Raw genomic sequence first — 6,000 nt, forward strand, 5'->3', positions numbered from 1 at the left:
TCCCATTTAGTGCCCAGAACGTGACTATTTCGTTATAAACCACTACGCTGGCCCTCAGTGTCGCCGCAAAGAAGGTTTCCCTGCCCATCCTTTCTTCTAGGCGCAAAACATTTACACGAAAACGGGCACTACGGAAAGGACTACTTTTATGGGACGCCACTCCGCTAAGACTAACCACTTTGCCGCCAAGTTCACCGCAGGCACCGTTGCCTTGGGCGCAGCCGCTGCCATCATGGCACCGAACGCCGCCGCTGCCCCTGACTCCGACTGGGACCGCCTCGCGCAGTGCGAGTCCGGCGGTGACTGGCACATCAACACCGGCAATGGCTACCACGGCGGCCTGCAGTTCAACCCCCAGACCTGGCAGGCATACGGTGGCGGTGAGTTCGCCCCTACCGCTAACCAGGCAACCCGCGAGCAGCAGATTGTCATCGCTGAGCGCACCCTGGCTAACCAGGGATGGGGCGCATGGCCTGCATGCTCGGCTTCCCTTGGCCTGAACTCCGCGCCGACCGAGCGCACCGCCCCTTCCGCACCTGCTGAAGCACCGCAGCCAGTACAGCAGGCAGCAGAAAACAAGTCCGATGAGCTCGCCGTAGACGCCGTCTACAACCTCGTTAAGGACACCGCTAACGCTTACGGCCTGCAGCTACCGGCACAGATTTCGGACGCCTACCACGCCAACCGCCACGACTTTAACGCGTTCTACTCCGCTAACCGCGACGTCATCGACCCGATTGCACAGCTGGTTGAGACCTTCAGCCGCTAAATAAGCGCATAAAAATTCCCCTAGCCTTCTGCGGCAAGGGGAATTTTTTAGCGGTTGATGCGGGTATAAGGGTGAACGTAGTTCAACTTCTCTGCCGGCATCGGCAACACCAAATCATCGCCATAAGGGCTGGAAGCACCAGCAAAAGGCGCAGAAATTTCCGTAATTGCATGCTCGCGGTGTTCATTGTCCGGCCACGCCGGGGAAACAAAGCCATTCTTTTCATTCGACATAGCTTTATTATTTCAAACCTCGGGCAAAAACGTAACTCAATCGGGCGCTAAAATTGTGATTTATCATGACTCAGTCCTCCCACCTCCCGCATTTTCGCACCTGGCTTAATTCCCTTTCAGAAGAGGAACTGGCCACCATCCTTCGCCACCGCCCCGATGTTTTAACCCCGTTGCCGCCCTCCATCGCGGCGCTGGCCACGCGGCTCCTCTTGCGCACCTCTATCGCCCGAGCGCTAGCAGAGTGTAACGCACAGCAGTTGGCGGTGCTGGAGGACATCGCCAAGCGCGGCGGCGAGCTTGCAGAGGTAGAAGACCACAACCCCGCCATCACCCGCGAGCTCAAGGAACGCGGCCTCGCCTTTGGCGCGGTGCAGATTCCGCCAGAGGTCATGCCTGCGCTGCCCACCGGCTGGTCGCTGCTTAATCAGCTCGAGGTATCGCCCGCAACAATCGATACCCTTGCTGAAGACGAACGCCACGTCCTTGCCACCCTGGCGCGCTCCAATGGCATCGGTACCACCCGCGAGACCAATCCGTCCCACCCCGTGCCGCGGCTGATTGCCAAGCATCTCTTGCAGCGCGTCGACTCCCAGACCGTTCGCCTCCCGCGCGAGGTGCACCGCGCCATGAAGGGGCAGACCGTCCCCTACATTCCCACCGAGCCCTCCGCGCGGCGCGGCGAGCCCACCGTTGACCGCAAGGCCGATGACGCCGGTACCGCCGCGGGCCTGTCCGTGGTGCGCGGCATGCAACAGCTGATTTCTTCCCTCGGTGCCCGGCCGATCGAGCTGCTCAAGGATAAAACCGTCGGCGTGCGCCCCCTTGCCCAGCTCAGCAAGCAGCTGGACATCGCGGAACCAGAACTGCGCCGCCTGATTACGCTTGGCCTGTCCGCGCGGCTTATCAACCGCGGCGAACCGTCCGGGTACGAGGGAAACTTCCTTGCACCCACCGATTCCGCCCAAGAGTGGCTCGATGCAGGATTAGCCGCGCAGTGGCGCGTGCTCCTCGTGGCCTGGGAACACTCCCCCTGGACCCCGTGGGAATCTGGCCGGGTACTCGCCGCCAGCACCGACCGCCTGCCCAAGTTTCGCCGGCATATCCTCGATGTTTACCTCAACTCCGCACAGCCGCTGTCCGCAGCTGAATTTCAAGCGGATCTGCATTTTTCCTTTCCCCTTTTTGCCACGCACACCTCCCCAGAGACCATCGAGGAGCTGCACCGCGAGGCGGAATGGATCGGCGCCATCGCGCTCGGGCGAGCCACCAGCGTGCTTATCGATGGCTTCGATGCCGCCGATACCCTCACCCCCGACACCATCGACTATTTCCTGGTCCAGGCGGATATGACCGTGCTAGTGCCAGGGCCCCTCGAGCCCGCGGCCCACCACACCCTGGAGTCCCTCGCGGACTTGGAATCACCAGGACTCGCCAGCGTTTACCGCATTAGCGATGCCTCCCTTCGCCGCGGCCTCGACCGCGGGATGACGGGCACGGAGATCCGCGATTTCTTCGCCGCGCATGGCGATGTCCCGCATACGTTGGAGTTCCACATCGAGGACATCACCAAGCGCCACGGCACCTTGCGCTCCGGTCCTGCCCTGTCCTACCTGCGCAGCGAGGACCCAGCCCTCTTGCAGATCGCCGCGAAGGCCGCTCCGCTGCGCCTGCTGGCCCCCACGGTCGCGATTTCCCAGCTGCGCGTCAGCGAGCTGTTGGAGCGCCTGCGCGAAAACGGCCTCTCCCCCGCTGCCGAGGACGAAAACGGCGCTAGCTTGTCCATCGCGCCCGAGCCCGCAACGCTTCCCACACCCAGCCCTCGCGCCCAGGCCGCGCCGCCGGATATCGCGCGTGCGCTGCGCAACCTCACCACCGGCGAGGCCCCGAGCCTGCCCAACCTGGATCTGGTCCACGCCGCCGCGCGCACCGCACGCCCCATCACCATTGGCTACGCCGATAAAAATGGCAATACCAAGACCCGCACCGTCACCCCACTGACCGTCGCCGGTGGCCAAATCGATGCCCGCGCCGCCGATGGCTCCACCATCCGGTTTCCCTTGCACCGCATCACCTCCGTTACCCTAGACGCATGAACGGACCACTGATTGTGCAGTCGGACAAGACCGTCTTGCTGGAAGTCGATCATCCAGATTCCGCAGCTGCGCGCACCGCCCTCGCGCCGTTCGCGGAGCTGGAGCGCGCCCCAGAGCACGTGCATACCTACCGCATTACTTCCCTGGCACTCTGGAATGCCCGCGCCGCCGGGCACGACGCCGAGCAGGTCGTCGATGTCCTAGAAACCTACTCCCGGTTCCCGGTCCCGCAATCGCTGCTTGTCGATGTCGCCGAGACCATGTCCCGCTACGGCCGCGTCCGCCTCCAGGCGCACCCCGCCCACGGGCTCATCCTCGAATCCGAAGAGCCCGCTATCCTCACCGAGCTCTCCCGCGGCAAGGTAGGAAAACTGCTGGGTTCGCGCATCGATGACAACACCATCGCCGTGGCTCCTTCAGAACGCGGCCGCCTCAAGCAAGAACTCCTCAAGGCCGGCTGGCCCGCCGAAGACCTTGCCGGCTATATCGACGGCGAATCTCACCCCATCGCGCTCAACGAGGACGGCTGGCACCTGCGCGATTACCAGGAATACGCCACCGATGCCTTCTGGTCCGGCGGCTCCGGCGTCGTCGTGCTGCCCTGCGGTGCCGGCAAAACCATCGTCGGTGCCGCCGCCATGGCAAAGGCGCAATCCACCACCCTCATCTTGGTCACCAATACCGTCGCCGGCCGCCAGTGGCGCGACGAGCTGCTGCGCCGCACCACGCTTTCTCCAAACGATATCGGCGAATACTCCGGCGAGAAGAAGGAAATCAAGCCGATTACCATCGCCACCTATCAAGTGGTCACGCGGAAAACCAAGGGTGAATACCGCGCCCTCGAGCTCTTCGATTCCCGCGACTGGGGCCTTATTATCTACGACGAGGTCCACCTGCTTCCCGCACCCGTATTCCGCATGACCTCGGACCTGCAATCGCGGCGCCGGCTAGGGCTTACCGCCACCCTCGTGCGCGAGGATGGCCGTGAAGGCGATGTGTTCTCCCTCATCGGACCGAAGCGTTACGATGCGCCGTGGAAAGAGCTGGAAATGGCCGGCTACATCGCCACCGCGGAGTGCATCGAGGTCCGCGTGGATATGGATCCGGAAGAACGCATGCTCTATGCCACCGCGCAGCCGCGCGACCGCTACCGCATCGCCGCACAAGCCTCGGCTAAGCTCCGCGCCGTCGATAAGATCCTTGCTTCCCACGACCAGCAAGCGCTCATCATCGGCGGATACGTGGACCAACTGCGCGAATTAGGTGAACACCTCGATGCCCCCGTCATCGATGGCACCACCTCTACCGCCAAGCGCGAAAAGCTCTTCCAGCAATTTCGTAAGGGCGTGCTATCCATCCTCGTCGTATCCAAAGTGGCCAACTTCTCCATTGACCTGCCCGAAGCTGCACTAGCCATCCAGGTCTCCGGCACCTTTGGCTCCCGCCAAGAGGAAGCACAACGCCTCGGCCGCCTGCTGCGTCCGAAGGAAACCGCGGCGCTCTTTTATACGCTAGTCACCCGCGACAGCCTAGATGCGGACTACGCCATGCACCGCCAACGCTTCCTCGCCGAGCAAGGATATGCCTACCGGCTCATGGACGCAGTAGACTTAGGCCAATGAAGATCTTTAAGTTCGACGTTGACGAGTCCTTTGCTAAGGCCAATAACGAGTTATTGCGCGATTCCAACCGCCTTCGCGTATCCGGGCTTATCTTCGGCCTCATCCTGATCATCGCCGGCGCCGCCGTGTGGTGGAGCTTTTCCTGGGGGATAACCGTGGGATTAGGGCTCATCCTCTTTGGCATCGTCGTTGCCGTCGTCGGCGTCGCCGCCGCAAGCAAGGTGGGAACGGCCCAATCGCTGTATGATTCTTATCCGCTCGCTCCCGCCGTCATCGCACAGGTCAACGAACGAGACATGATCCTTCTTGCCTTGGTGAATACCAATGTGGATCCGTCCCTTCCCCCACGCTGGGGCGCGTGCCTGCGCACGGTAACCTCCATTCCCGGCGTCCAACGCACCGTGGGCACCAAGGTGCCTGTCGCCGCTGTGTCCGGCCAGCGTTCTACTTCCGATAAGGAGCATTGGCAGCAAATCTCCCCCATGCCCATTGCTTGGGGAACCCCCGATGCTGAAACCGTCACCATCGCCCGCAAATCCATCCCCCAGGAACAATGGCAGCGCCTAGAGCGCGCCCGAAAGCGGCTTTCCGATGTCAAATCCACCCGCTATGACCTGCTCGTCCTCTAGTCAGGACTCTCAAGCACCAGATTGTTTCTGGTGCTTTTTCTTTTACCTTTGCCAAATGGTTAAAGGTAAATATTGCGTCGATGTCCTACATCGATGACGTTGACGACCACCGTTTCATCGAGGATGGAAACAATCACTCGATAATCCTCTACTCTCCACCGCCACAATCCAGACTTGTCCGCGACGAGCCCCTTACCGCGCACACGAGGATCGTCTAACTCTGCTACCTCACGAAGGAACTTACTGATTTGTTTCTGTACCAGTTTGTCGAGCTTCCGGAACGCCTTCGCCGCACGCGGGGTGAACTCAATCGACCAAACCACACTCGTCCTCTAAATCCTGCAAAGAGATCGTGTCCAATTCTCCGCGTCGGGCTGCTTCGGATTCGGCTTCGAGCGCATACACATACTCAAGTTCATCGAGGTAGGAATCTAGGGCCTTGCGAAGATAGAAGGCTCCAGTCCGCCCAGTCCGCGAAGCAAGCGCATCTAGGCGCTCTTTCTGCTTCGCGTTAACGGGTTGCGTCCACTAGTGTGGTGTATCTGTAACTGACGGTGGGCCCCTTATGAATGAGGCCGGCGACCACCGTAGTACCTTTCGATTCCGTAACCACACTTCCTCGAAAGGGATAACCACGATGGCCGCTAGCCCATA

At 61.3% G+C, this 6,000-nt stretch carries 6 protein-coding genes and 1 pseudogene; 4 read left to right on the forward strand and 3 right to left on the reverse strand.

Going from position 1 to position 6,000, the window contains the following annotated elements; genetic code table 11:
* Nucleotides 1-148 precede the first annotated feature (148 nt).
* Nucleotides 149-769: a resuscitation-promoting factor Rpf1 domain-containing protein gene (locus QP891_RS08525; RefSeq protein ID WP_284770562.1), complete on the forward strand. Its 621-nt coding sequence runs from the start codon at nt 149-151 to the stop codon at nt 767-769.
* Between the two features lie 47 nt (nt 770-816).
* On the opposite strand, the gene QP891_RS08530 is transcribed toward QP891_RS08525, so the two are convergent.
* Nucleotides 817-1,002, reverse strand: coding sequence for a hypothetical protein (locus tag QP891_RS08530; protein ID WP_005279826.1), 186 nt, complete (start codon nt 1,000-1,002; stop codon nt 817-819).
* Between the two features lie 65 nt (nt 1,003-1,067).
* Between QP891_RS08530 and QP891_RS08535 the strand changes: the two genes are divergently transcribed.
* From QP891_RS08535 to QP891_RS08545, 3 genes are read left to right on the forward strand one after another with little or no spacing between them, the layout of a single operon-like run.
* Nucleotides 1,068-3,095, forward strand: coding sequence for a helicase-associated domain-containing protein (locus QP891_RS08535; RefSeq protein WP_284770561.1), 2,028 nt, complete (start codon nt 1,068-1,070; stop codon nt 3,093-3,095).
* Complete coding sequence (locus QP891_RS08540) at nt 3,092-4,717, forward strand: DNA repair helicase XPB (RefSeq protein ID WP_284770560.1); 1,626 nt, start codon at nt 3,092-3,094, stop codon at nt 4,715-4,717. Before QP891_RS08535 ends, QP891_RS08540 begins: the two co-directional genes overlap by 4 nt.
* Nucleotides 4,714-5,346 (forward strand): DUF3239 domain-containing protein, encoded by a 633-nt coding sequence (locus QP891_RS08545; protein WP_284770559.1) that lies wholly within the window; start codon nt 4,714-4,716, stop codon nt 5,344-5,346. The genes QP891_RS08540 and QP891_RS08545 overlap by 4 nt, the downstream gene beginning before the upstream one ends.
* A gap of 59 nt (nt 5,347-5,405) precedes the next feature.
* Here QP891_RS08545 and QP891_RS08550 read toward each other — a convergent pair whose 3' ends face one another.
* Entirely contained in the window at nt 5,406-5,669 is a 264-nt protein-coding gene (locus QP891_RS08550; protein ID WP_284770558.1) for a type II toxin-antitoxin system RelE family toxin, read from the reverse strand.
* A pseudogene (locus QP891_RS11865) lies at nt 5,653-5,796 on the reverse strand (YlcI/YnfO family protein); the annotation flags it as partial. The gene QP891_RS08550 and the pseudogene QP891_RS11865, both read right to left, overlap by 17 nt.
* Between the last annotated feature and the right edge of the window lie 204 nt (nt 5,797-6,000).

The organism is Corynebacterium sp. MSK310, assembly GCF_030227355.1.
Classification (GTDB): Bacteria; Actinomycetota; Actinomycetes; order Mycobacteriales; family Mycobacteriaceae; genus Corynebacterium; species Corynebacterium rhinophilum.